Genomic DNA, 23,578 nt, shown 5'->3' with positions numbered 1-23,578 from the left:
AGAATGGTACACGCTTACAGGTCGAACGTGACCCCGACGGGAACTCGCGCGCGACCCGCTTCTCCAACCGCGCACGCTAAAACAGCCGAAACACGAGAACGCATTCATGCCCAGCCAGCCGAGCAAGACCCTGGACACCTTCGACAACCCCTCCCCGGACAACAACTTCGCGATCTACATCCGGATCCCGGAGTTCACCTGCCTGTGCCCGGCGACGGGGCAGCCGGACTTCGCCGAGCTGCATCTGCAGTACGTGGCGGACCAGCGCTGCGTGGAGCTGAAGTCGCTGAAGAACTACATGTGGTCGTTCCGCAACGAAGGGGCGTTCCACGAGGCCGTGACCAACCAGATCCTCAACGACCTGGTGGCCGCGACCGATCCGCGGTTCATGCGCCTGACCGCCAACTTCTACGTGCGCGGCGGGATCTACACCACGGTGGTCGCGGAACACCGTCAGGAGGGCTGGACCCCGCCGGAGAGCGTGACCCTGCCGCCGCCGACGCGCAGCCCGCAGGGCACCGAATACTGACATCGCCGTGCATCCGCCCCGGGCCATCGGACTGGACGTCGGCACCTCGGGGGTGCGCGGCGTGCTGCTGGACCCCGACGGAGGGCGCCGCGCCACCGCCAGCCGCGCGCTGGAACCCGCCGGTATCCGGCATGACGGTCCACTGCACGAACAAGAGCCGGAGCACTGGTGGGATGCGCTGCAGGGGGTGCTGGCAGAGCTGACCGACGGCCTGGAGGGTGAACCCGCCGCCATCGCCGTGGACGGCACCTCGGGCACCCTGCTCTGTACCGACGAACAGGGCCACCCGCTCCACCCGGCGCTGATGTACGACGACCGCCGGGCGGCCCCGGCAGTGCCCCGCCTGGCACGCCTGGCCCCGCCCGAGGCCGCGGTCCACTCGGCCTCCAGTTCCGCCGCCAAGCTCCTGTGGCTGCGCGGCGAGCACGGGCTCTCCGGCGTGCGCCGCGTGCTGCACCCGGCCGACTGGCTGGCCGGCCGCCTGCGCGGGCGCTACGACCGCATGGACGAGAACAATGCCCTCAAGCTGGGCTACGACGTGGTCCGGCGCCGCTGGCCGGAATGGCTGCTCTGCGAGCTCGGCGACGAGACCGGCCTGCTGCCCGAGGTGGTGCCGGCGGGCACCCCGCTGGGCCCGGTGGACCCGGACCTGGCCGCGAACCTCGGCCTGAATCCGGCCTCGCGGGTAGTCGCGGGCACCACCGACTCGATCGCCGGTTTCCTCGCCGCCGGGGTCGCGGATACCGCCACCGGCGTCACCAGCCTGGGCTCGACGCTGGCGCTCAAGCAGCTCTCTCCGCGGCCGCTGTTCGCGCCGCAACTGGGGGTGTACAGCCACCGTCTGGGGGATCGCTGGCTGGCCGGCGGCGCATCGCACAGCGGCGGGGCCGTGCTGCAGCAGTTCTTCGACAATGCAGACCTGGAGCGGCTGGGTGCGGCCCTGGATCCGGAGCGCGACAGCGGCCTGGACTATCTCCCGCTCCCCGGCCCCGGCGAACGCTTCCCCGTCAACGATCCGGATCTGCCGCCCCGCATGGAACCCCGCCCGACGGACGATGCGCGCTTTCTACAGGGGCTGTTCGAAGGGATCGCGCGCATCGAACGCGACGGCTATGCACGGCTGCGGGAACTGGGCGCGCCCGCGCTGCAGCGCGTGGTGACCCTCGGCGGTGGCGCGCGCAGCCCCGCCTGGAGCCGGATCCGGGCGCGCATCCTCGGGGTCGAAGTAAGCATGGCAGCGGACGACGAGGCCGCGGTCGGTACTGCCCGTCTGGCGCGGGGCACCGCGCTCGCGGCGCTGCAGGAACCGGCTCCGGCCTGACCCGGAGACGGGCCCGGCTCTACGCCCGGGTCAGGTCAGCACGCCGCGCAGGCGCTCGACCGCCTCGCGCAGCCGGGCCTCGCTCTGGGTATAGGAGATGCGCAGATGGCGCGCGCCATCGGATGGACTGAAATCGGTCCCCGGCGTCAGCGCGACGCCCGCCTCGTCGAGGATGCGGGCGCACAGGGCCTCGGAATCCGCGCCATGGGCACTGCAGTCGGCATAGATGTAGAACGCCCCTTCGGGACGTGCGCGCACCTCCAGGCCGAGTTCCGGCAGGGCCTGCAGCAGGAAGTCGCGGCGGCTTTCGAGCTCGCGCACCCGCTGCTGCAGCTCCGCTTCGGTGTCCGGTTCGAAGGCGAACATCGCCGCCGCCTGGGCCACGCTGGAGGGCGCCACGAACAGGTTCTGCGCCAGGCGGCGGACCGGATCGACCCACGAGGGCGGTACCACCATCCAGCCCAGACGCCAGCCGGTCATGGCGAAATACTTGGAGAAGCTGTTGATCACCACCACGTTCGGGTGCAGGGCCGCGGCACTGCGCTCGGGCTCGCCGAATACCAGCTGGCCGTAGATCTCGTCCATGATCACCAGCCCGCCGCGGGCCTCCACCACCGCCACGATCTCCGCGAGGGTCTCGCGCGACAGGCAGGTGCCGGTGGGGTTGGCCGGCGACGCCAGCAGCACCGCGCGGGTCGTGTCGCTCCAGGCCGCGGCCACCGCGGCGGCGGTCGGCTGCCAGGCGTCCTCGGCCGACACCACCAGGGGCCGGGGCCGCGCACCCCGGGCCGCGACGAACTGCCGGTTGCAGGCGTAGCCCGGGTCCGGCAGCAGCACCTCCTCCCCGGGATTCACGCCGGCCGCCAGCGCCAGCAGGATGGCCGCCGAGGCCCCGGACGTGACCACGACCCGTTCCGGGTCCACTTCGGCCGCGTGGCGGTTGCGGTAGTCCTGCGCGATCGCCCGGCGCAGTTTTTCGCGCCCGTGCGCCGGCGTGTAGCGGGTTTCCCCGGCGGCCAGGGCGATCTCGCCGGCGGACACCACACCACGCGGGGTCACGAAATCCGGCTCGCCGACCTCCAGATGGATGATGTCGCGGCCGGCGCGCTCGGCCGCCTGGGCGCGGTCGAGGATGTCCATCACGCGGAACGGCTCGACCACCTGCGCAAAATCCGACAGGGCGGGCTCAGCGCTTGCGGACATGACGCATCAACCTTTTGCGTTTCTGCTGCTGGCGCGGCGTCAGCTTGTTGCGCCGGCCGGCATAGGGGTTCTTTCCGGAACGGAACTCCAGCCGCAGGGGCGTCCCCACCAGCTTCAGCTGACGGCGGAAGAAGTTCTCCAGATAACGCTTGTAGGCCCCGGGCAGACGATCGGTCTGATTGCCGTGGACCACGATCACCGGCGGGTTCTGCCCGCCCTGGTGCGCATAGCGCAGCTTGATCCGCCGCCCGCTGACCAGCGGTGGCGCATGCTCGGCCACCGCGGCTTCCAGCAACCGGGTCAGCTCCGGGGTGGAGATGTCCACGAACGCACTGGCGTGGGCCTCGCGCACGTCGTCCAGCAGGTGCCCGACGTTGGTGCCGTGCAGAGCCGAGATCAGGCGCATGCGCGCGTAATCGACGAAACCGAGGCGACGCTGCATCTCGGACCGGACCCACTCGCGATCATCCGGGTCCATGCCGTCCCACTTGTTCACGGCCACCACCAGCGCACGGCCGGCATCGATCACCAGCCCCAGCAGGTGGGCGTCCTGATCCGACAGGCCGGCACGGGCATCAATCACCATGATCACCACGTGCGCGGCCTCGATCGCCTGCAGGGTCTTGACCACGCTGAACTTCTCGACGGTCTCGTGGACCCGGGCGCGGCGCCGCACCCCCGCAGTGTCGATCAGGGTGTAGTCCTGGTCCTCGCGCGTGAACGGCACGAAGATGCTGTCGCGGGTGGTGCCCGCCACGTCGGTGGCGACCACCCGTTCATCCCCGAGGATGCGGTTGACCAGCGTGGACTTGCCGGCATTGGGCCGCCCCACCACCGCAACACGGATACCCGGCCAGTCGTCCAGCGCGGCCTGCTGGGCGTCCACGTCGAGACCGTCGCCGGCGCCCTCGCCTTCACCGCCTGCCGCTTCCCGATCCCGGGCCACGTCTTCCCGCACGGCCTGCATCAGGCCGCGCACGCCGCGACCGTGGGTCGCGGCGATCGGAGTGACATCGCCCAGGGCCAGGGCGTGGAACTCCGCGCTGACCACGTCGGCATCCAGGCCGTCGGTCTTGTTGACGATGACCCGGGCACGCACGCCACTGGCACGCAGCTGCTCGGCGATCGCCTCGTCCTGCGGCGTCAGGCCGTCACGCGCATCCACCAGGAACAGCACGTGATCGGCCTCGGCGACCGCGCGGCGGGTCTGTTCGGCCATGGCCCGGTCGACCCCTTCTTCCTCGCCGGACAGGCCGCCGGTGTCCACCACCATGTAGGGAAACTCGCCCACCCGGCCGATTCCGTACTGGCGGTCGCGGGTCAGACCGGGCATGTCCGCGACCAGCGCGTCGCGCGAGCGGGTGAGCTGATTGAACAGGGTCGACTTGCCCACATTCGGGCGGCCGACCAGCGCGATGACGGGGATCATGAGGGGATCAGGCGTCCTCGTCGATGCGCGCGTCGATCGCGGTCAGCCGACCGTTGTCGGTGATCACGTACAGGGTATCGCCCTCCAGCACCGGCCGTGCCACCACGGCGCCGCGCGCCACGCGGGTGCGGGCGGCGAATTCGCCGTCTTCCAGGTCGAGCCAGTGCAGGTAGCCCTCGAAATCGCCGACGATGGCGTAACCCTCGTGAATCACCGGCGCGGTCACCCCGCGCAGGCGCAGACCCGCGTTTTCCCACAGATCCCCGCCGTTGCGCGGATCCACCGCGCGCACGTGGCTGTCGGCGTCGCTGACCACCATCACGTTGCGGCTGATCGAGACATCCCCGCCCTGATAGGACGAGAACTCCCGGTCCCAGTAGAGCTCGCCGGAATTGAGATCCACCGCGGCCATGCGCCCCTGGTAGCTGACACCCAGCGCCGCACCGCGGTAGACCGGAATATGACCATCCACGTCCACCATGCGCTCGACCTCGGAGCGGCCGGTGGGCACGCCCAGGGTCGCCTCCCACAGGGTGTTGCCGCGGGTGAGGCCCAGCATCATCAGCCGACCGTCATCAAAGCCGGCCAGCACGCGCCCGCCCACGATCTGCGGCACATGCGCCCCGCGCAGACTCAGTGCCGGCGTGGTCCGCAGCGCGGTCCACTGCACCGCACCGGTGGCCGCGTCCATGGCGTGCAGCCGCCCGTCATTGGTGCGCGCGATCACCATTCCCGACGCGACCTCCGAGATCCCGATGACTTCGCTGGAGAGCTGATTCCGCCAGCGCTCGCCTTCGCCGTCATCGCTCACCGCAATCGCCAGACCTTCCAGGGTCCCCACAACCACGATGCCCTCGCCGACGCCCACGCCCGAAGCGATGCGCACGTCGTCCAGTCGCGTCTGCCAGGCGCGGGCGCCGGATTCCCGGTCGTGCGCCACGATCCGGCCATCCGCGCCGGCCGCGAACACCCGGTCGTCCTCGATCGCCGGATAGACTTCCCAGAGGAAGCGATCCCCGCCCCGCCCCAGCGAGGCTGACCAGCGTTCGGAGGGTTCGCCGCGCACTTCGAAATCGGTCAGTTCCGCCGGAGGCTCGCTCTCATCCCGGGAAAACAGGCCACAGGCACTCAGTGACAGTGCCAGGCCCGCCACCGCGAACCACTGCAGGGCGTAGCGTATTTTCGCGAAATGATCCATGTCGGCGGGCGTCCTCACGCGGAGAGATCCTCGAATTTCAGTTGCAGGTATTCCGGGCTGTGGCCGGCGTCCAGGGCCTCGCGGTAGCGCTCGCGGGCGGTGTCGTGGTCACCCCGGGCACGTGCCAGATCCCCGTCGAGTTCCAGCCGCAGGCCGCGGAATGCATCGTGCTCGACGGTGGCGAGGACCGATGCGGCTTCGTCCAGGGCCTCGGTCCGGATGAGCTGACGCACCAGCCGCAGACGGAACAGCGCACGATGGCCGTCATCCGGGGCGGCGTCCACGGCCTCGCGCAGGGCGGCCACCGCGGCCTCTTGCTCGCCACCGGCCAGCGCGACCTCGGCGCGATGGGCCCAGGCCAGCGCCACGTAGGGCGTACGCCCGCCATGTTCGATCAGTTGCCGGGCCATTTCGTCGGCCTGCTCGTACTGGCCGGCGCGCATGCTGAACTGCAGCGCCTGGTACATCTCCGAGGCCTGCTCGGCACGTTCGGCCTGCTGACCGCTCCACCAGTTGTAGCCGAACAGCCCGGCGATCCCGAGTACCAGCCCGGCGATGACCGCCATGCCGTTGTCGGACCACCACTGCTTGATCCGTTCCGCCTTTTCTTCGTCGGTGAGATAACTCATGTCAGGTATTCCTTCAGGATTGCAGGGCGGTGTCCATATGCGCGGACAGATCGGCACGCGCCACGGTCTGCTGTTCGCCGCCCTCGCCGCGCAGCGGCTTGACGGTCACGGTGCCCGCCGCGGCCTCGTCGGGCCCCAGTACCAGCGCCACGCGCGCACCCAGCCGGTCCGCGCGTTTCATCTGCGATTTCATGCTGCCACCGCCGCAGTGCTGTACCAGTTGCAGATCGGGACGCGCCTCGCGAAGTTCCTCGGCCAGTCGCAGCGCCTCGCCCGTCTGTTCCGTATCCGGCACCACCAGATAGGCGTCCGGCACCCCGGCCGCCGGCGCGTCTTCGCGGGCCTCCAGCAGGGCCACCAGGCGTTCCAGCCCCATGGCCATGCCGATTGCCGGCGTCCCGCGGCCACCCAGCTGCTCCACCAGGCCATCGTAACGCCCACCGGCGCACACCGTACCCTGCGCCCCCAGCTCGTCGGTGATCCACTCGAACACCGTATGGGTGTAGTAGTCCAGCCCGCGCACGAGACGCGGGTTGTGCTCCCAGGCGATGCCCAGCGCATCCAGGTGACCGCAGAGCGCATCGAAATGCGCCCGCGATTCGGCGTCCAGATGGTCCATCAGCGACGGGGCCGTGGCCACCACCTCGCGGGACCCCGGATCCTTGCTGTCGAGGATGCGCATTGGGTTGTCGTACAGCCGGTTGCGGGCCTCTTCGTCCAGCTGCTCCCGATGCGCCTCGAAGTGCGCGATGAGGTGCTCCCGATACTGCGCGCGGCATTCCGGGGTTCCCAGCGTGTTGAGCTCCAGGCGCACGTTGCTCAGACCGAGCATGCGCCACAGACGCGCGGTCATCGCCAGGACCTCGGCATCGATGTCCGGTCCCGGCAGACCGAACACCTCGACTCCGACCTGATGGAACTGGCGATAACGCCCTTTCTGCGGACGTTCGTGGCGGAACATCGGCCCCATGTACCACAGCCGCTGAACCTGGTTGTGCAGCAGCCCGTGCTGGATGCCGGCGCGCACGCAACTCGCCGTGGCCTCCGGGCGCAGGCTCAGGCTGTCACCGTTGCGGTCCTCGAAGGTGTACATCTCCTTCTCCACGATGTCGGTGACATCGCCGATGGATCGCGCGAACAGCTCCGTGGCCTCCACCAGCGGCATGCGGATCTCGTGGTAACCGTAACGCGTCAGCAGGTCACGCAACTGGTCCTCGAGGTGCTGCCACAGGTGAACACTGTCGGGCAGGATGTCGTGCATCCCGCGAATGGATCGGATGGCTTTCATCGGGTGTATTCGGATTGGTATCGGGTTGGGGCGCGCCGGATGATGCGCGCCTGATTATTCTTCCAGATCGAAGCGGGCCGTACGGTCGTCACGGACATGCTCGTCAAACGCCACCGGCTCGCCGTTCAGCGTGAGTTCGACGCCGGCGGCATTGCCCAGGACCGCACGTCCGGGGAGTTCCAGCTGCAGTTCCTCGCGCGTGCCCGGCGAGAGCACGCCGGTCAGAACCACCGCTCCGTCCGTGTCACGGATCTCGACCCAGGAAGTCTCGCGAACCTCCAGGATCAGTTCGGCCTGCCCGTCCGCGGCCGGCGCCGTTTCGGCCGCCCCGGTCGTTCCCTCGGTGATTTCCCCGGTGATTTCCTCGGGGGCTTCGACGATGTCGGTTTCCTCGCCGGCCGTACCGGCCTCGTCCAGCGGGGCCGGCGCAACCGGTTCGTCGATCCCCGCATCCTCGGGCACGGTATCCATGCCCGTGTCCGCCGCGGTCTCCTCCGAACCTTCCTCCGCAGCCGGATCACGTTCCGGCCGGGCCAGGGGTTCCGGCGGTCCGATCGCCGGCGTTTCGGCCTCAACGGTCCCTGTTTCGGTGTCGGTGTCCGTGTCGGGGGAGGTGTCGCCCTCGGTGGCACCGGCCCCCGGCTCGTCTCGTGGCCGGTCTTCGGCCGGATCTTGCCCCGCCGGCTCGTCCCGTGTGGTCTCCGTTTCCAGAGCCGGCAGGCCTTCCAGCCCGTCCCCGATCCCGAACTCCCGCAGCGCGTCCACCGAGACGTCTTCCGCCCAGAACACCGTAGCGACGGCCAGCAGACCCACCACCAGCGCCGCCGCCAGCCAGTACGGCCAGACGGAGCGCCGCAGGGGGCGATGCCTGCGGGTCGCGACCGGGCGCGGTGCCGGCTCCGCCGGGGCACGGCGATCATACGCCTGTACCCAGGGCTCGGGATCCACCCCGAGCTCCCGGGCACAGGAGCGCAGATAGCCGCGCACGTAGGCCGGGGGCATGTGCTCGAAGCGATTGGCCTCGAGGTCCTGCAGCAGTGCCTTCCCCAGATGGGTGCGCCGGGAGAGTTCGGCAATCTCGAGCCCGGCCCCCTCGCGGGCCACGCGCAGTCCGCGTCCCGGCTGCGCATCCTGCTCGTCGCCTTCGCCGCCACCCTGGCCCGTGGGATCGTCCTCGGGCTGGTCGCGAGTCGTGAGGCCCGCGGCCACGGGCGGTTCATCGGGCCCCGGCACGCCCGGGTCCCCGCTCAGTGGAGGCCGCGAGGAAGCCGTATCGTCGACGTCCTCGACGCGCCCCAGATCCGGATCCCGGCTGCGCCGCTCAGTCACTCTCGCGCTCCAGGCGCCGCAGCCGTTCGGCTTCGTCACTGTCCGGGTATTCTTCACGCAGGCGGTCCGCGCAGGCACTGGCGTTGCGATCCCGTCCCAGCGCGGTTTCCGACTGGTAGCACAGCAGCAGCGTCTCGGCGTTCTCGATGCCGCGACCGCTCAGCCGCTGCAGGAAGGCGCGCGTCTGCATCGGCTGGCCCGCCTGATAACTGACCGACGCCAGCTCGAGGAGCGCGCGCGGATTCTCCGGGCTGCGTTCCAGTGCATCCCGCAGGCGCTGCTCGGCACGCTCGTATTCACCCGCATCGGCGTAACAGGACCCCGAATTGAGGAGCGCAACATCGCGCCGGTCGTAATCCACGTTGTTGATCGCCTTGTCGAACAGCTCCTGGGCCCGCTCGAACTCGCCCTGGCGGCAGAGCATCGCGCCGGTGCTCACCTGGATATGGGGATCGTCCGGGTCCTGCGCCAGCGCCACCTCGTAGTGTTCGACCGCCTCGTCGACCGCCCCACGGCGTTCATACACCGTCGCCATCCCCAGATTGGCCATCGGATGCCGATGGTCGAACTCCAGCGCCCGCTTCAGGCTGCGTTCGGCCTGTTCCATTTCGCCTTCCCGCAGATAGCCGATGCCGAGCTCCGCATTGATATCCGCCGCTTCTTCGCCATCGCGCCCCGTTTGCCGATCCATCCCGGCACAACCCTGCAGCAATGCCACCAAAACCAGCATTGCGGCCGCCTTCCCCTGCCAGCCACCGCGCATCATCACGATGCCCTCCGTTCGGTTCCCGGGATCTCCGCATGCAGACGGATCATGCGCATCCCACGATTGGTACGGTCCTCCACCTGACCGACGAGCTGACCGCAGGCGGCGTCGATGTCATCGCCGCGCGTGCGCCGCACGGTGGTCACATAGCCGGCCTTCTGCAGCAGGCGTTCAAAACGTTCGATGTCCGCCTCGGAGGGCCGGTCGAACGGCGCACCCGGAAACGGATTGAACGGGATGAGGTTGAGCTTGCACGGCAGCTCGCGCAGCAGCGCCGCGAGCTCGCGCGCATGTTCCGGCCGGTCATTGACCCCGGCCAGCAGCACGTATTCCACGGTAACCCCGCTGTGCGATCCCGTTGCTTCCACATACCGTCGGCAGGCGTCGATCAGCGGGGCAATCGGGTATTTCCGGTTGATCGGCACCAGCCGGTCCCGCAGCTCGTCATTGGGGGCATGCAGGCTCAGAGCCAGGGCGACATCGGTGTGCCCGGCCAGGCGGTCCAGCGCCGGCACCAGGCCCGAGGTGGACACCGTCACCCGCCGGCGGCTGAGGCCATAGGCATTGTCGTCGGTCATCAGCTGCAACGCCGGGACCACCGCATCGAAATTGGCCAGCGGTTCGCCCATGCCCATCATGACCACGTTGGTCACGGCGCGCGGACGCCCTTCGGGCGCCGGGAGGCGCTGCATGGCCAGCCACACCTGACCGATGATCTCGGCGCTGGTCAGATTGCGGTTGAACCCCTGCTGCGCGGTGGAGCAGAAGGTGCAGTCGAGGGCGCAGCCCACCTGAGAGGACACGCACAGCGTGCCGCGACCGCTGTCGGGGATGTAGACGGTCTCGATGGCGTTGCCATCGGGGAGACGCAGCACCCATTTGACGGTGCCGTCGTCGGAGGTCTTTTCCAGCGCGACCTCGGGCGGCCGAATCTCCGCCTCACGCGCCAGTCGCTCGCGCAGCTTGCGCGAGACGTTGGTCATTGCGTCGAAGTCCGTGACCCCGTGCTGATGCATCCACTTCGCGACCTGGGTGGCGCGAAAGCTCGGCTCGCCCCATTCCCCGAACAGCTCTGTCAGCTGATCGCGGCTGTAACCCAGCAGGTTGACGGGGGCGTGGTTGGGCAAGGACATTATTACGACCGATTGGAGCGGATGCCACAGTGTACTTCGCCCGGGCACCGCATGCCTACAGGGCGACCCCCATCGGCAGGAGGCCGGCCCTCCGGCCGATCGGGCGCCAGGGGAACATCCTGTGCCCGGTCGGGCAACGCCGGGTCGGCCAGGGGGCTGGCCTCCTGCGGGTCGAACGGGCCGAACCCTGTCCCGGCAGGAGGCCGGGCACATCAAGCCCCCGACACCGGATACGGCTCGCAATCAGCGGGTGCGCGGGCAAACCCCGTCATCACCGAAGAAGAACGCGATCTCGCGCTCGGCGGTGTCCGCGGCGTCGGAACCGTGCACCGCGTTCTCGTCGATGGAGACCGCGTAGTCGGCACGGATGGTGCCCGGGGCCGCCTCGGAGGGGTTGGTCGCGCCCATGATGTCGCGGTTCTTGGCGATGGCATCCTCGCCTTCCAGAACCTGCACCATGACCGGACCCGAGATCATGAACTCGACCAGATCGTTGAAGAACGGGCGTTCCTTGTGAACTTCATAGAAACGCTCGGCCTGGGCGCGATCGAGGTGCATCATGCGCGCGCCGACGATCTTCAGGCCCGCCTTCTCGAAGCGGCTGTAGATCTCGCCGATCACGTTCTTGGAGACGGCGTCGGGCTTGATGATGGAAAGGGTACGTTCTTCGGCCATGGGACGGCTCTCCTGTAGGGGCAATGGTTCGACTCGGGTCGCCACCCGCTCCCGCAAACGCGAAACCCGCCGGATGGCGGGTTCCCGATGCGAACGCGGTCACGGGGCAACATGCGGCGCGCAGTGTAGCGGCCCCGCCGGCGCGCGGCAACGGCCGCGCGCCCCGTACGAGGCCAGCCTCTGGCCGATCAGGCACCTGCCGACCCCGCACGTGCGTTCGCGGCCGAGGCCGCTCCCACATGCCTGACGAATCCTGCAGGAGGCCAGCCTCTGGCCGATCCGGCGCGGTAGATGGGCCGGACGGGGAATCGGCCGGAGGGCCGGCCTCCCACCGGGGACAGGGTTCGACCTGTGGGAGGCCAGCCCCCTGGCCGATCCGGCGATCCGGTACCGCCGCTCAGTCGTCGACGTCCGCCTCGTCCATCCAGGCGAGCTGGATCGCCTCGAGGATCCGCTCGCCCGAACGGTCCGGGTCATCATCGAACTCCGGCAGCTCCACCACCCAGTTCCTCAGGTCAACGAAGTTGACGTTGCGCGGATCCACGTCCGGATGCTCATCCGCAAGCTGCATCGCGATTTCGCTGGTATCAGTCCATTTCATGACCGCACTCTCCCGCAGATCAGTGGTGCTCGGACACCTGGTTGATGGTGTACTTGGGCAGCTCGACCACCAGGTTCGCATCGCTCACGACCGCCTGACAGGACAGGCGCGAATCGGGCTCGAGGCCCCAGGCCTTGTCGAGCATGTCCTCTTCATCCTCGCTGGGCTCCTCGAGGCTGTCCATACCTTCGCGCACATACACGTGGCAGGTGGTGCAGGCGCAGGACTTCTCGCAGGCGTGTTCAATCTCGATCCCGTTCTTCAGGGCGAGATCGCAGATGCTGATGCCCGGCTCGGCCTCGATGGAGGCGCCCTCCGGACAGATTTCTTCGTGCGGCAGAAAGATCACCTGTGGCATGGGTCAGTTCCCTGAGTCGTCGTATTCGGAGACGTTGTGCCCCGCCAGTGCGCGGCGGATGCTGTCGTTCATGCGGCGCGCGACGAAGGCCTCGGAGGCCTGCTCGACGCGCTTGCGCGCGGCCTCGATGGCGTCCGGATCCTCGCCCCGGCCGCGTTCTTCGGCCAGGGCGTCGCGCGCGCTCTCGATGTTCGCGCGTTCCTCGGCATCCAGATAGCGGTCGCCGTCGGTTTCCAGGGCGGCGTTCAGCGCCTCCAGCACGCGGTCGGCCTCCACCTGTTCTTCGCGCAGGCGGCGCGCCTCCATGTCGTCACGCGCCGCGGAGGCGGAATCGCGCAACATCTGTTCGATCTCGGCATCGGTCAGGCCGTAACTGGGCTTGACCTCCACGTGGGCCTCGACGCCCTGGGTCTGCTCGCGCGCGGTCACGCTCAGCAGGCCGTCGGCGTCCACCTGGAAGCTCACGCGAATGCGCGCGGCGCCGGCGACCATCGGCGGGATCCCCGACAGGGTGAAGCGCGCCAGCGAACGGTTGGCGTCCACCACGTCGCGCTCGCCCTGCACCACGTGCACCGACATCGCGGTCTGGCCGTCCTTGAAGGTGGTGAATTCCTGCGCCCGACTGACCGGAATGGTGGTATTGCGCGGGACAATGAACTCGACCAGCCCGCCCATGGTTTCCAGTCCGAGCGACAGCGGGATCACGTCCAGCAGCACCAGCTCGGTGTCCGGCTTGTTGCCGGCGAGGATGTCGGCCTGCTGGGCGGCCCCGATCGCGACCACGCGATCCGGATCGATGCCGGCGCGCGGTTCGCGGCCGTAGAATTCCTGCACCGCCTTGCGCACCGCCGGCATGCGGGTCGACCCGCCCACCAGCACCACCTCGTCGATGGCATCGCGCTCCAGACCGGCATCCGCCAGCACCTGGCGGCAGGAGTCGAGGGTGCGGTCCAGCAGCGGTCGCGCCAGTTCCAGCAGGCCGGCACGATCCAGCTGCCCCTGCCATTCGCTGCCATCGGCGCGCGTCACCCGCACCTCGGTGCTGTCGGCCTCGGTCAGGGCCTCCTTGGCGCGACGCGCCTCCAGGGTCACGCGGCGCAGGCGTTGCGGATCGCTTTCGCCCTGCATGCCGGCCTGCTGCAGCAGCCACTCGGCCACGCTGCGGTCCACGTCGTCGCCCCCCAGCGCGGAGTCGCCGCCGGTGGCCAGCACCTCAAACACGCCGCGACGCAGCTGCAGGATGGAAATGTCGAAGGTTCCGCCGCCGAGGTCGTACACCGCGATGGTGCTTTCCTCGCCCTGGTCCAGCCCGTAGGCGACCGCCGCGGCGGTCGGCTCGGAGATCAGGCGCAGGACATTCAGGCCTGCAAGCTGGGCGGCGTCACGGGTCGCCTGGCGCTGGGCGTCGTCAAAATACGCCGGCACGGTGATCACCACGCCTTCCAGTTCGTCACCCAGACTCTCCTCGGCCCGCGCCCGCAGGCTGCCGAGGATATCCGCGGAGACCTCGACGGCACTCTTGTCCCCGGCGGCGGTCTCGATGCGCGGCACGCTCGAACCGTCTCCGGTCTTCAGCCGGAACGGCAGCTCGCCCGAGAGCGTCGCCACGTCGGATGCCGCGCGGCCGATCAGGCGCTTGACCGATGCGATGGTGTTGTGCGGATCATCGCCGGCATGCTCCGCCGCCTCGTATCCGACCTGCGCACCGTCCGCCGAATAATGCACCACCGAGGGCAGGATGTGCCGGCCCTGTTCGTCGGGCAGGGTATCGGCCTCGCCGCTGCGAACCGTCGCCACCAGCGAGTGAGTGGTGCCCAGGTCGATGCCCGCAGCCAGGTGACGCTGGTGCGGGGCGGAATCAACGCCGGGTTCGGTGATCTGCAATAACGCCATCGCGTTCGGCTCCTGAGGAAGCTCTCGGTCGAAGGGGAATCTTCCGCCGGCGTCGGTTACGACGCCAGCGACTGTCGGGTTCGCTGGAGTTCCTCCAGCAAACGGTCGAAGAATCGCAGCTCGAGCACCCGATCACGGGCGTCGTCCGCCGGTTTCTCCGGATCGGCCAGGGCCGTGGCGACTTTCTCGCGCGCCTCGGCCCGCGCCCCGTTCAGCTCGTCGGCCAGGGCGTCCAGCGCCGCGGCATCGCTGGCACGTTCCGCGTCTTCCAGGCGTTCCCGCCATTCGATCTGGGCCTCGATGAAACCCATGTCCCGGCTGGTGTCGCGTTCGGGATCGAATTCGAATCCCGCCCGCTCGAGGATGTGCAGGGCGCGCCGATAGTCGTTCGCCAGGATATCGTGGGCCTCGTTCACGTCCGCGGCCATCGCCGCGGCCATGCGCCGCGCCTGATCGCCCTGACGCACGAAGCGGTCGGGATGAAGCTCCGCCTGCAGGCGCCGGAACCGTTCCTCCAGGGCATCACGATCCACCTCGAAGGTAACCGGAAGATCGAACTGTTCAAACGGATCGTTCATCGGCCGACTGTCATTCCTTGTCCATAGCGAAAAACCGGGCCCACAGGCCCGGCAAAGAAAAGGGGTGAGCGGGACGCCCGTAGCCGCACGATCCCGCCGCACCCCGCGCTGGTCCGGTACCTTCAGACGTTGAAGCTTTCACCGCAGCCGCAGCGGGCCTTCTCGTTCGGGTTGTTGAAACGGAACCCCTCGTTGAGGCCTTCCTTGCCAAAGTCGAGCTCGGTCCCGTCGAGGTACACCAGGGACTTGGGACTCACCACAAGCTTCACCCCGTCCACCTCGAACACCGTGTCCGTTTCCTCGACCTCGTCGGCGAACTCCACCACGTAGGCCATGCCGGAGCAGCCGGTGGTCCTCACCCCGAGCCGCACGCCGACACCCTTGCCCCGCTGTTCGAGGAAGTGCCGGATGCGGTCGGCCGCGCTGTCGGTCAGTGTGATTGCCATATCGTCTTCAGGCCGTCTTCTGTTCCGGTTCCTCGGCGTCGTGCTTCTCCTGATAGTCGGAGATCGCCGCCTTGATCGCGTCCTCGGCGAGCACCGAGCAGTGGATCTTCACCGGCGGCAACGCCAGTTCTTCCGCGATCTGCGTGTTCTTGATCTGGCTCGCCTCTTCCAGGCTCTTGCCGCGCACCCATTCGGTGAGCAGCGAGCTGGACGCGATCGCCGAACCGCAGCCGTAGGTCTTGAACTTGGCGTCCTCGATCACGCCCTCGTCGTTGACCTTGATCTGCAGCTTCATCACGTCGCCGCAGGCCGGCGCACCGACCATGCCGGTCCCTACCGCCTCGTCGCTCTTGTCGAAGCTGCCGACATTGCGCGGATTTTCATAATGATCCATCACCTTGTCACTGTAAGCCATGGTATCTCTCCTGTTCGCGTACCCGTGGGTGGATGTTCCGGGACGGCCTCAGTGGGCCGCCCATTCGATGCTCTTGAGGTCGATACCGTCCTGGTACATCTCCCAGAGCGGCGACAGTTCGCGCAGTTTGCCAACGGCCTTGTGCACGATGTCGATGGTGTGGTCGACCTCTTCGACCGTGGTGTAGCGGCCGATGGAGAAGCGGATCGAGCTGTGCGCCAGCTCGTCGTCGCGACCCAGGGCGCGCAGCACGTAGGAGGGCTCCAGGCTGGCCGAGGTACAGGCCGAGCCGGAGGAAACCGCGATGTCGCGCAGCGACATGATCAGGCTCTCGCCCTCCACGAAGTTGAACGAGACGTTCAGGTTATGGGCGACGCGGCGTTCCTTGTCGCCGTTGAGGTAGACCTCTTCCATGTCATCCAGCCCTGCCCACAGGCGGTCGCGCAGCATGCGGATACGTTCCAGCTCGCTGCCCATCTCTTCGCCGGCGATGCGGAAGGCCTCGCCCATGCCCACGATCTGGTGCGGCGCGAGGGTACCGGAACGCATGCCGCGTTCGTGCCCGCCGCCGTGAATCTGCGCCTCGATCCGCACGCGCGGCTTGCGGCGGACGAACAGGGCGCCGATGCCCTTCGGACCGTAGGTCTTGTGGGCGGAGAAACTCATCAGGTCCACCGGGAGCTTCGACAGGTCGACCGCCACCTTGCCGGTCGACTGCGCCGCGTCCACATGGAACACGATGCCGCGTTCGCGACACAGGTTGCCGATCGCCTCGATGTCCTGAATGACGCCGATCTCGTTGTTCACGTGCATGACCGAAACCACGATGGTGTCGTCACGCATGGCGTCCTGCAGCTCCTGCAGGTCGACCAGGCCGTTGTCGTCGACCCCCAGATAGGTCACATCGAAGCCTTCGCGCTCCAGCTGGCGCGCCGGGTCCAGGACCGCCTTGTGCTCGGTCTTGACCGTGATGACGTGCTTGCCCTTGCGCTGATAGAAGTGCGCGGCACCCTTGACCGCCAGGTTGTCGGCCTCGGTGGCCCCGCTGGTCCAGATGATCTCCTTGGGGTCCGCCCCCACCAGCGCCGCGACCTGCTCCCGAGCGTTTTCCGTCGCCTTTTCGGCGTCCCAGCCAAAGCTGTGGCTCCGCGAGGCCGGATTACCGAACAGACCGTCCCGCGTCAGGAATTTCTTCATCTCCTCGGCGACGCGCTCGTCCACCGGCGTGGTCGAGGAATAGTCGAGATAGATCGGCAGTTTCAGGTCACTCATCACGCATTGCTCCTGTCCGCGGCCGCCACCGTGGCGCCCGCATGATCGTTTTCTTTTCCGGTCGAGCCGTGCACCGTCACCGGATGTTCGCCCTGTTCGCGCGCCTGTACGCTGGCCTCGTGGCGCTCCAGCACCTCGGCCAGCGAACGATTGCTGAGAAAATCATAGAGCTGATCGCTCAGATCCGCCCACAGATCGTGGGTCAGGCAGCGCGACTGCTTGTTGCAGTTGGCCTTGCCACCACAGCGGGTCACGTCCACCGGCTCATCCACCGCCACGATGATCTCGGCCACGCTGATCTCGGCGGAGTCGCGGCTGAGCGCGTAACCGCCGCCGGGGCCGCGGCTGGACACCACCAGCCCCTTCTTGCGCAGACGCGAGAACAGCTGCTCCAGATAGGACAGGGACAGCTTCTGCCGGCCCGCCACTTCGGCCAGCGAGACCGGCCCCTCGCGGGTATGGGTCGCCACGTCCAGCATGGCGGTGACGGCGTAACGTCCTTTGGTCGTCAGTTTCATGGCTCGATGCGCCTTCTTGTTCAGGTTGCTCGAGAGCCTAGCAATTCCTGATCAAAAAGGTCAACTATTACCCTGCTGTTTGCGGGGCGGGATTTCGCAGTCATCCGGTTCCAGCCCTTCCAGGTCGCAGGGCTCCAGCGGATGGCCGGTATCCTCGCCCATCGCCTCGCCCGGGTCGATGCCCGCACGCTTGAGCGCCTGACAGGCCTTTTCCATGCGGTCATCCAGCTCGTGGACGCGATCCACGATGCGGTGCAGGGCGTTCGCCACCGGGTCGGGCATGTCCCGGGTGACGCCATAGGCGTCGAAACCCATGCGACTGGCCGCCTGCTGGAAACGCGGATCCGGCTCCGGGCGCGGCCCCAGCACCCGCGCCGGAATCCCCACCGCCGTCGCGTCGGCCGGCACGTCCTTCAGGACCACGGCATTGGAACCCACCCGGGCACGATCACCGACATGGATCGGGCCGAGCAGCTTGGCGCCGGCCCCGATCACGACCTCGTTGCCCAGAGTCGGGTGGCGCTTGCCGCCTTCCCAGCTGGTCCCGCCGAGGGTCACCTGGTGGTAGATCGTGCAGTCATCGCCGATCTCGGCCGTCTCGCCGATCACCACGCCCATCCCGTGGTCAATGAAGAAGCGCCGCCCGATGCGCGCGCCCGGGTGGATCTCGATGCCCGTCAGCAGCCGCGCGAAGTTACCGAGGATCCGTCCGAGCCAGCGCATGCGGTGATTCCACAACCAGTGCGCGCCACGATGAAACCACAGCGCATGCAGACCCGGGTACGCCGTCAGCACCTCGAAGGCATTACGGGCGGCGGGATCGCGCGCAAAGACGCAGCGGATATCCTCGCGCAGGGTCTTGAACATGGTTACGGTCTCATTCCTGAGTTATTCGCTAGGGTATCACAGCCGCAACACCGCGCTCACCGGCCCCGCAGGGTGTGCGTCAATATGCCACGCAACAGCCGCACCTCCGAGGCCGTGGGTTCGGCACGCAGGTACAGATGCCGCAACCGGCGCATGGTGTGCCGCGGATTCTCCGGATCGAGCACGTCGATGGCCTCCAGGGTCTTCTCGTAATGTTCGAACAGACCTTCCAGCTCCGCGTGGGTGGCCGCGGGATCCCGCTCCGCCGCCGAGGCCTGGCGCACCGCAGCATCCGGTTCCCCGGCCCCGGCCAGTGCCGCCCGACGCACCGTCCAGGTCATGATCTGCACGCTGCCGGCGAGATTGAGGGAGGAAAAATCGGGATCGGTGGGGATACGGACGAACGCGTGGCAATGATCCAGCTCTTCATTGGTCAGGCCGCTATGCTCGCGACCGAAGACCAGTGCCACCGGCCCCTCCGTCGCCCCGCCGAGCACACGGGCTGCGGCCCCGTCGGGTTCCAGCACGGGTACCGAATGGGTGCGCGTGCGGGCACTGGTCCCCACCACCTGACGACAGTCGGCGACCGCCTCGGTCAACGTGTCGACCACCGTGGCCCCGGCAAGCACGTCATCGGCACCGGACGCCAGGGCGGTGGCATCGGCATGCGGGAAGCGCTCCGGCGCCACCAGCGCCAGGTCGCGCATGCCCATCGCCTTCATCGCCCGGGCGGCGGATCCGATATTGCCCGGGTGGGTCGTTCCCACCAGCACGACCCGGACCCGCGCGGCGGCCCCCGGGCCCGGATCGATCGGTCGATGCTCGTCTGTCCTGGATTCCATGGCGCCCCTGCCCGCTCGCATGCGGGCGCGATTGTACACCGCCGCGCCGCGGGAAGCCCGACCACTTCCAAAGGCCCGATGCGTTGTGTATTGTTCGCGACCTTCGGGGGCGTCCGTGCGCCGGCCCCGATTCCTTCCCAAGCGATGTCGGAGATCCCTCATGCACCCCATGCTGAACACGGCGGTATCGGCGGCCCGCGCGGCCGGACGCATCACCACCCGCGCCTGGGGGCGACCGGACCGCGTCAACACCCGCGAGAAGGCCCGCAACGACTGGGTCAGCGATGTCGACGTCAACGCCGAGCAGGCGATCGTCCAGACGCTGAAGAAGGCCTACCCCGACCACGCGATCCTCGCGGAGGAGGGAGGCAACCAGCCCGGGGCCACCGGCGCCGAACACGAGTGGATCATCGACCCGCTGGACGGCACCACCAACTACCTGCGCGAGATCCCGCAGTACGCGGTGTCGATCGCCCTGCGACAGAAGGGGCGCCTGGAACACGCGGTGGTCTACGACCCGATCAAGGAAGAACTCTTTACCGCAACACGCGGTGGCGGCGCCTTCCTCAACAACCGGCGTATCCGCGTGGGGCAGCGCAAGGATCTGTCAGGTGCGCTGCTGGGCACGGGCATCCCGTTTCGCGAGGGGCAGGACCTGGAACGTTATCTGCGCACCCTGCGCCACATGATCCCGGGCACGGCCGGCATTCGGCGGCCGGGTTCCGCGGCGCTGGATCTGGCGTGGGTCGCCTGCGGCCGTTTTGACGGCTTCTGGGAGATGGGCCTGCAGCCCTGGGACATGGCAGCGGGACTGCTGCTGGTGCAGGAAGCCGGTGGCCTGACCAGTGACTGGCAGGGTGGCAACGAGATCTTTCGCAAGGGCGATGTCGTGGCCGGGAACCCCAAGGTCCTGAAAACGATGCTGCAGCGTCTGCACGCTGCGGAGGTGGAGGGACGCAAGACCGGAAGCCCGCACGGCGAAGGCTGAATCGCCCGGGGCGGTCATCGGCCCCACTCTGCTCCCGCAGCCACGCCCTCATATCCCTGTGGGGGCGGGCTTCCTTGTCCGTCCCTGCCCTCCCCCGAATCAGGGCGTTCTCAGGGCGTCGCATCCTCCTCGTCCGCCCCTTCCTTCTTCACCGGCAGCAGCACCTGGCGGTCGACCCCCAGCATCAGCGCCGCCGTGGCCGCGATGAAGATCGAGGAGTACGTCCCGACGATGACACCGATGATCAGCGCCACCGAGAAGTTCTGCAGAGCCGCCCCGCCAAGGAAGAACAGCGCGAACAGCACCAGCAGGGTCGTCATACTGGTCACGATGGTTCGTGCGAGGGTCTTGTTGACCGCATTGTTCATCACGAACTCGGTGCCCTGCTTGCGCAGTATCCGGAAGTTCTCGCGTATGCGGTCGTACACCACGATGGTGTCGTTGAGCGAGTAACCGATCACCGCCAGGACCGCCGCCAGCACCCCGAGGTCGAACTCGAGCTGCAGTGCCGAGAAGATCCCCAGCGTGATCACAACGTCATGTACCAGCGCCAGCACGGACCCCGCGGCGAAGCGCCACTCGAACCGCACGGCGACATAGATCAGGATCCCGACCAGGGCGTAGATCATCGCCAGACCGCCCTGCTCGCGCAGCTCCTCGCCCACCGACGGCCCGACGAATTCCACCCGCCGCAGTTCGGCACCTTCCGGGCCACCGGCCTCCAGCAGCTGCATGACCTGATTGGACAGCGCCGCCTCGTCCGGCTCGTCCTCGCGCGGAGGCAGGCGGATCAGCACATCCCGCGCGGTCCCGAAGGTCTGGACCTGCGCTCCCTGGAATCCGCCCTCGTTGATGGTTTCCCGGATCGGATCGAGCTCCACCGCTTCCGGGTAACCGACCTCCACAAGGGTTCCGCCCGTGAAGTCGATGCCGAAATTGATCCCGCGGGTGGCGAGCATCAGCACCGACAGCAGGATCAGCACCACCGAGATCACCAGGGTGACCCGGCGCTTGCCCAGGAAGTCGAAGTTGGACTCGGCGAAGTTGAGATGCGGCAGCATTCCCCGGCTCCCGGACTTAAATGGACAGACGGGCCAGCCGCGGCTGGCGTCCGTAGGTCAGATTGACGATGGCCCGAGTCACCACGATGGCGGTGAACATCGAGGCGACGATCCCGATCGACAGCGTGATGGCGAAGCCCTTGATCGGGCCGGTCCCGAAGATGAACAGCACCACGGCGGCGATCAGGGTCGTCACGTTGGCATCCGCGATGGTGGTCACGGCGCGGTCGTAGCCCGACGCGATCGCCGCCTGCGGCGACATGCCATTGCGCAGCTCCTCGCGGATGCGTTCGAAGATCAGCACGTTGGCGTCCACCGCCATGCCGACCGTAAGCACGATCCCGGCGATCCCCGGCAACGTCAGCGTGGCCTGCAGCATCGACAGCACCGACACGATGAACACCAGATTGAGCGCCAGCGCGACGTTGGCGATCACGCCGAACACCCGGTAGTACAGGATCATGAACAGCATGACCAGCACGAAGCCGATGATGACCGACTGGATCCCGCGGTCGATGTTCTCCTGACCCAGGCTCGGGCCGACCGTGCGTTCCTCCACGATCGACATGGGTGCAGCCAGCGCGCCGGCCCGCAGCAGCAGCGCCAGATTGCGCGCTTCAGTGGTGGAATCCAGCCCGGTGATCTGGAAACGCCCGCCCAGCGGCTCGTTGATGCGCGCGACGTTGATCACTTCCTCGCTCTGCGAGCTGCGCATCACGATTTCGCCGTCTTCTTCCTCGGTCTCGATCGTGGTCTCGATGAACACCGTGGCCATCAGCCGGCCGACGTTGTCCGAGGTCACGCGCGAGAAGATGCGGGCGCCCTGGCCGTCGAGATTGATGAAGACCGCCGGCCCGCCCGTATCGTCGGCGATGCCGGACGAGGCGTCCGTAATGAACTCCCCGGTGAGCATGACCTGCCGCTGCAGCAGCACCGGGGTGCCGTCACGCTCTTCGTACAGCCGGGTCCCGGAAGGCACCTCGCCGGTTTCGCGGGCCTCCATGGGGTCCCCGCTTTCGGACACCAGGCGGAATTCCAGCGTCGCGGTCGCACCCAGCACTTCCTTGGCGCGCGCGGTGTCCTGCACGCCCGGCAGCTGCACCACGATGCGATGCTCGCCCTGCTGGGCGATCAGCGGCTCGGCCACGCCCAGCTCATCCACGCGGGTGCGCAGCGTGGAGATGTTCTGTTGCAGCGCCTGGCGGCGCAGTTCAGTCAGGTGCTCCTCCTCGAGAGTGCCGACCAGCAACCAGTCGTCGTCCTCCCGGCGCGGGGCCCACTCGAGCTCGCCGCGGTATTCACTGCTCAGCCAGCTCTCGGCCTCGTCGCGCTCGCCGTCACTGGCAAAGCGAATGCGCAACTCGTCACCGCCATCCTCGAGCGCGGAGAAACTCAGGCGTTCCTCGCGCAGACGGGGGCGCAGCTCGTTGGTGTAGCGTTCGATGGCCGTACCGATCACCGCATTGAGGTCGACTTCCATCAGGAAGTGCACCCCGCCCCGCAGATCGAGCCCGAGCGACATCGGCTGGCCATTGATGGCACGCAGCCAGTCGGGCGTGGCCGGCGCCATGTTGAGCGCAACCGTATGGTTGTCGTCCAGCGAATTCCGCAGGATTTCCGCGGCCCGCGCCTGCTGGTCCGCGGTTTCGAACCGCAGCAGCAGCTGGCCGTCACGGCGCTCGGCCCGCATCGGGGTCAGGCCCTGGGCACCAAGCACGGTACCGATCACGCCCTCCATGTTCTCCTCGACTTCCCCCGCCATGGGGTTGTCGATCTGCACGGACGGATCTTCGGGGAACAGGTTGGGGGCGGCATAAAGCAGCCCGATCGTCACGACCACGACGATCAGGGCATACACCCACACCGGATAGGAGTTGCGCATCGGCTACGGGCCTTCAGAGGTCTTTCAGGGAACCCTTGGGCATGACGGATTGCACGGACTGCTTCTGCACGACGACGTTCACGCCATCGGCCACATCGACGTGAATGAAGTTTTCGCCGACTTCCGTGATCTTCCCGGCCATGCCGCCATTGGTCACGATCTCGTCACCCTTCGACAGGGACTCGACCATGGAGCGATGTTCCTTGGCCCGCTTGCTCTGCGGACGAATGATCAGGAAGTACATGATCGCAAAGAAGATCACGATCATGATCAGGAATTCGATCAGGCCACCACCGGCGGCCTGGCCTTCCTGCGCGTGGGCGGCGGAAATCAGGAAATCCATGCAGCTTCTCCGTT

At 67.8% G+C, this 23,578-nt stretch carries 25 protein-coding genes; 3 read left to right on the top strand and 22 right to left on the bottom strand.

Features of this window, described 5'->3' with window-relative positions; genetic code table 11:
* Positions 1–106 precede the first annotated feature (106 nt).
* Positions 107–529, top strand: a complete 423-nt coding sequence (gene queF / locus F573_RS0110145) for a preQ(1) synthase (RefSeq protein WP_018870388.1) — start codon at positions 107–109, stop codon at positions 527–529.
* Positions 530–536: 7 nt separating this feature from the next.
* Positions 537–1,850, top strand: coding sequence for an FGGY-family carbohydrate kinase (locus F573_RS0110140; protein ID WP_019022492.1), 1,314 nt, complete (start codon positions 537–539; stop codon positions 1,848–1,850).
* 30 nt (positions 1,851–1,880) lie between these two features.
* On the opposite strand, the gene F573_RS0110135 is transcribed toward F573_RS0110140, so the two are convergent.
* The 19 genes from F573_RS0110135 to F573_RS0110045 all read right to left on the bottom strand — a co-directional run bounded on the left by F573_RS0110135 (position 1,881) and on the right by F573_RS0110045 (position 19,290).
* A complete protein-coding gene (locus tag F573_RS0110135; RefSeq protein ID WP_019022491.1) occupies positions 1,881–3,053 on the bottom strand; it encodes an aminotransferase class I/II-fold pyridoxal phosphate-dependent enzyme in 1,173 nt (390 codons plus the stop codon).
* Positions 3,037–4,482 carry a ribosome biogenesis GTPase Der gene (gene der, locus F573_RS0110130; protein WP_018870391.1) on the bottom strand — a complete coding sequence of 482 codons (1,446 nt, stop codon included), beginning with the start codon at positions 4,480–4,482 and terminating at the stop codon, positions 3,037–3,039. Before der ends, F573_RS0110135 begins: the two co-directional genes overlap by 17 nt.
* A gap of 7 nt (positions 4,483–4,489) precedes the next feature.
* On the bottom strand, positions 4,490–5,680 hold the full coding sequence (gene bamB / locus F573_RS0110125; RefSeq protein ID WP_019022490.1) for an outer membrane protein assembly factor BamB: 1,191 nt from the start codon (positions 5,678–5,680) through the stop codon (positions 4,490–4,492).
* Positions 5,681–5,694: 14 nt separating this feature from the next.
* The gene (locus F573_RS0110120; RefSeq protein ID WP_018870393.1) at positions 5,695–6,309 is read right to left on the bottom strand and encodes a tetratricopeptide repeat protein; all 615 of its coding nucleotides are present in this window, start codon (positions 6,307–6,309) and stop codon (positions 5,695–5,697) included.
* A 13-nt stretch (positions 6,310–6,322) separates the two neighbouring features.
* A complete protein-coding gene (gene hisS, locus F573_RS0110115; RefSeq protein ID WP_026300884.1) occupies positions 6,323–7,597 on the bottom strand; it encodes a histidine--tRNA ligase in 1,275 nt (424 codons plus the stop codon).
* Positions 7,598–7,651: 54 nt separating this feature from the next.
* On the bottom strand, positions 7,652–8,926 hold the full coding sequence (locus F573_RS0110110) for a helix-turn-helix domain-containing protein (protein ID WP_019022488.1): 1,275 nt from the start codon (positions 8,924–8,926) through the stop codon (positions 7,652–7,654).
* Complete coding sequence (pilW, locus tag F573_RS0110105) at positions 8,919–9,692, bottom strand: type IV pilus biogenesis/stability protein PilW (RefSeq protein ID WP_019022487.1); 774 nt, start codon at positions 9,690–9,692, stop codon at positions 8,919–8,921. Before pilW ends, F573_RS0110110 begins: the two co-directional genes overlap by 8 nt.
* A complete protein-coding gene (locus tag F573_RS0110100; RefSeq protein WP_019022486.1) occupies positions 9,692–10,825 on the bottom strand; it encodes a bifunctional tRNA (adenosine(37)-C2)-methyltransferase TrmG/ribosomal RNA large subunit methyltransferase RlmN in 1,134 nt (377 codons plus the stop codon). The genes pilW and F573_RS0110100 overlap by 1 nt, the downstream gene beginning before the upstream one ends.
* Positions 10,826–11,068: 243 nt before the next feature.
* Entirely contained in the window at positions 11,069–11,500 is a 432-nt protein-coding gene (ndk, locus tag F573_RS0110095) for a nucleoside-diphosphate kinase (protein ID WP_018870398.1), read from the bottom strand.
* 397 nt (positions 11,501–11,897) lie between these two features.
* Positions 11,898–12,101 (bottom strand): Fe-S cluster assembly protein IscX, encoded by a 204-nt coding sequence (iscX, locus tag F573_RS0110090; protein WP_018870399.1) that lies wholly within the window; start codon positions 12,099–12,101, stop codon positions 11,898–11,900.
* 19 nt (positions 12,102–12,120) lie between these two features.
* Entirely contained in the window at positions 12,121–12,459 is a 339-nt protein-coding gene (gene fdx, locus F573_RS0110085; RefSeq protein WP_019022485.1) for an ISC system 2Fe-2S type ferredoxin, read from the bottom strand.
* Between the two features lie 3 nt (positions 12,460–12,462).
* The gene (gene hscA, locus F573_RS0110080; RefSeq protein WP_019022484.1) at positions 12,463–14,352 is read right to left on the bottom strand and encodes a Fe-S protein assembly chaperone HscA; all 1,890 of its coding nucleotides are present in this window, start codon (positions 14,350–14,352) and stop codon (positions 12,463–12,465) included.
* A 56-nt stretch (positions 14,353–14,408) separates the two neighbouring features.
* Entirely contained in the window at positions 14,409–14,930 is a 522-nt protein-coding gene (gene hscB, locus F573_RS0110075; RefSeq protein ID WP_019022483.1) for a Fe-S protein assembly co-chaperone HscB, read from the bottom strand.
* A 122-nt stretch (positions 14,931–15,052) separates the two neighbouring features.
* Entirely contained in the window at positions 15,053–15,376 is a 324-nt protein-coding gene (gene iscA, locus F573_RS0110070) for an iron-sulfur cluster assembly protein IscA (RefSeq protein ID WP_018870403.1), read from the bottom strand.
* Positions 15,377–15,383: 7 nt separating this feature from the next.
* Entirely contained in the window at positions 15,384–15,791 is a 408-nt protein-coding gene (gene iscU / locus F573_RS0110065; protein ID WP_019022482.1) for a Fe-S cluster assembly scaffold IscU, read from the bottom strand.
* Between the two features lie 48 nt (positions 15,792–15,839).
* Positions 15,840–17,063, bottom strand: coding sequence for an IscS subfamily cysteine desulfurase (locus F573_RS0110060; RefSeq protein WP_019022481.1), 1,224 nt, complete (start codon positions 17,061–17,063; stop codon positions 15,840–15,842).
* Complete coding sequence (locus tag F573_RS0110055) at positions 17,063–17,581, bottom strand: Rrf2 family transcriptional regulator (RefSeq protein WP_018870406.1); 519 nt, start codon at positions 17,579–17,581, stop codon at positions 17,063–17,065. Before F573_RS0110055 ends, F573_RS0110060 begins: the two co-directional genes overlap by 1 nt.
* Positions 17,582–17,641: 60 nt before the next feature.
* On the bottom strand, positions 17,642–18,448 hold the full coding sequence (cysE, locus tag F573_RS0110050) for a serine O-acetyltransferase (RefSeq protein ID WP_019022480.1): 807 nt from the start codon (positions 18,446–18,448) through the stop codon (positions 17,642–17,644).
* A 56-nt stretch (positions 18,449–18,504) separates the two neighbouring features.
* Positions 18,505–19,290, bottom strand: a complete 786-nt coding sequence (locus F573_RS0110045) for an RNA methyltransferase (protein ID WP_019022479.1) — start codon at positions 19,288–19,290, stop codon at positions 18,505–18,507.
* Between the two features lie 160 nt (positions 19,291–19,450).
* Here F573_RS0110045 and F573_RS0110040 point away from each other — a divergent pair, with 160 nt between their 5' ends.
* The gene (locus tag F573_RS0110040) at positions 19,451–20,278 is read left to right on the top strand and encodes an inositol monophosphatase family protein (RefSeq protein WP_019022478.1); all 828 of its coding nucleotides are present in this window, start codon (positions 19,451–19,453) and stop codon (positions 20,276–20,278) included.
* A 110-nt stretch (positions 20,279–20,388) separates the two neighbouring features.
* On the opposite strand, the gene secF is transcribed toward F573_RS0110040, so the two are convergent.
* The 3 genes from secF to yajC are packed head-to-tail and all read right to left on the bottom strand — an operon-like array spanning position 20,389 to position 23,564.
* Positions 20,389–21,339 (bottom strand): protein translocase subunit SecF, encoded by a 951-nt coding sequence (secF, locus tag F573_RS0110035; protein WP_018870410.1) that lies wholly within the window; start codon positions 21,337–21,339, stop codon positions 20,389–20,391.
* A 16-nt stretch (positions 21,340–21,355) separates the two neighbouring features.
* On the bottom strand, positions 21,356–23,221 hold the full coding sequence (gene secD, locus F573_RS0110030) for a protein translocase subunit SecD (RefSeq protein ID WP_019022477.1): 1,866 nt from the start codon (positions 23,219–23,221) through the stop codon (positions 21,356–21,358).
* Positions 23,222–23,234: 13 nt separating this feature from the next.
* The gene (gene yajC, locus F573_RS0110025) at positions 23,235–23,564 is read right to left on the bottom strand and encodes a preprotein translocase subunit YajC (protein WP_018870412.1); all 330 of its coding nucleotides are present in this window, start codon (positions 23,562–23,564) and stop codon (positions 23,235–23,237) included.
* Positions 23,565–23,578: the final 14 nt, after the last annotated feature.

It is taken from the genome of Thioalkalivibrio sp. ALE23, from assembly GCF_000378545.1.
Taxonomy (GTDB): Bacteria; Pseudomonadota; Gammaproteobacteria; order Ectothiorhodospirales; family Ectothiorhodospiraceae; genus Thioalkalivibrio.
The sequence above is the reverse complement of the archived record's forward strand: the minus strand, read 5'-3'. Positions and strand labels throughout refer to the sequence as shown.

What these genes read in the sequence shown, in the direction of transcription:
- queF (WP_018870388.1), top strand. Translation starts at nt 107, where the DNA reads ATGCCCAGCCAGCCGAGCAAGACCCTGGACACCTTCGACAACCCCTCC.
- F573_RS0110135 (WP_019022491.1), bottom strand. Translation starts at nt 3,053, where the DNA reads ATGTCCGCAAGCGCTGAGCCCGCCCTGTCGGATTTTGCGCAGGTGGTC.
- der (WP_018870391.1), bottom strand. Translation starts at nt 4,482, where the DNA reads ATGATCCCCGTCATCGCGCTGGTCGGCCGCCCGAATGTGGGCAAGTCG.
- bamB (WP_019022490.1), bottom strand. Translation starts at nt 5,680, where the DNA reads ATGGATCATTTCGCGAAAATACGCTACGCCCTGCAGTGGTTCGCGGTG.
- F573_RS0110120 (WP_018870393.1), bottom strand. Translation starts at nt 6,309, where the DNA reads ATGAGTTATCTCACCGACGAAGAAAAGGCGGAACGGATCAAGCAGTGG.
- hisS (WP_026300884.1), bottom strand. Translation starts at nt 7,597, where the DNA reads ATGAAAGCCATCCGATCCATTCGCGGGATGCACGACATCCTGCCCGAC.
- pilW (WP_019022487.1), bottom strand. Translation starts at nt 9,692, where the DNA reads ATGATGCGCGGTGGCTGGCAGGGGAAGGCGGCCGCAATGCTGGTTTTG.
- F573_RS0110100 (WP_019022486.1), bottom strand. Translation starts at nt 10,825, where the DNA reads ATGTCCTTGCCCAACCACGCCCCCGTCAACCTGCTGGGTTACAGCCGC.
- ndk (WP_018870398.1), bottom strand. Translation starts at nt 11,500, where the DNA reads ATGGCCGAAGAACGTACCCTTTCCATCATCAAGCCCGACGCCGTCTCC.
- iscX (WP_018870399.1), bottom strand. Translation starts at nt 12,101, where the DNA reads ATGAAATGGACTGATACCAGCGAAATCGCGATGCAGCTTGCGGATGAG.
- fdx (WP_019022485.1), bottom strand. Translation starts at nt 12,459, where the DNA reads ATGCCACAGGTGATCTTTCTGCCGCACGAAGAAATCTGTCCGGAGGGC.
- hscA (WP_019022484.1), bottom strand. Translation starts at nt 14,352, where the DNA reads ATGGCGTTATTGCAGATCACCGAACCCGGCGTTGATTCCGCCCCGCAC.
- hscB (WP_019022483.1), bottom strand. Translation starts at nt 14,930, where the DNA reads ATGAACGATCCGTTTGAACAGTTCGATCTTCCGGTTACCTTCGAGGTG.
- iscA (WP_018870403.1), bottom strand. Translation starts at nt 15,376, where the DNA reads ATGGCAATCACACTGACCGACAGCGCGGCCGACCGCATCCGGCACTTC.
- iscU (WP_019022482.1), bottom strand. Translation starts at nt 15,791, where the DNA reads ATGGCTTACAGTGACAAGGTGATGGATCATTATGAAAATCCGCGCAAT.
- F573_RS0110060 (WP_019022481.1), bottom strand. Translation starts at nt 17,063, where the DNA reads ATGAGTGACCTGAAACTGCCGATCTATCTCGACTATTCCTCGACCACG.
- F573_RS0110055 (WP_018870406.1), bottom strand. Translation starts at nt 17,581, where the DNA reads ATGAAACTGACGACCAAAGGACGTTACGCCGTCACCGCCATGCTGGAC.
- cysE (WP_019022480.1), bottom strand. Translation starts at nt 18,448, where the DNA reads ATGTTCAAGACCCTGCGCGAGGATATCCGCTGCGTCTTTGCGCGCGAT.
- F573_RS0110045 (WP_019022479.1), bottom strand. Translation starts at nt 19,290, where the DNA reads ATGGAATCCAGGACAGACGAGCATCGACCGATCGATCCGGGCCCGGGG.
- F573_RS0110040 (WP_019022478.1), top strand. Translation starts at nt 19,451, where the DNA reads ATGCACCCCATGCTGAACACGGCGGTATCGGCGGCCCGCGCGGCCGGA.
- secF (WP_018870410.1), bottom strand. Translation starts at nt 21,339, where the DNA reads ATGCTGCCGCATCTCAACTTCGCCGAGTCCAACTTCGACTTCCTGGGC.
- secD (WP_019022477.1), bottom strand. Translation starts at nt 23,221, where the DNA reads ATGCGCAACTCCTATCCGGTGTGGGTGTATGCCCTGATCGTCGTGGTC.
- yajC (WP_018870412.1), bottom strand. Translation starts at nt 23,564, where the DNA reads ATGGATTTCCTGATTTCCGCCGCCCACGCGCAGGAAGGCCAGGCCGCC.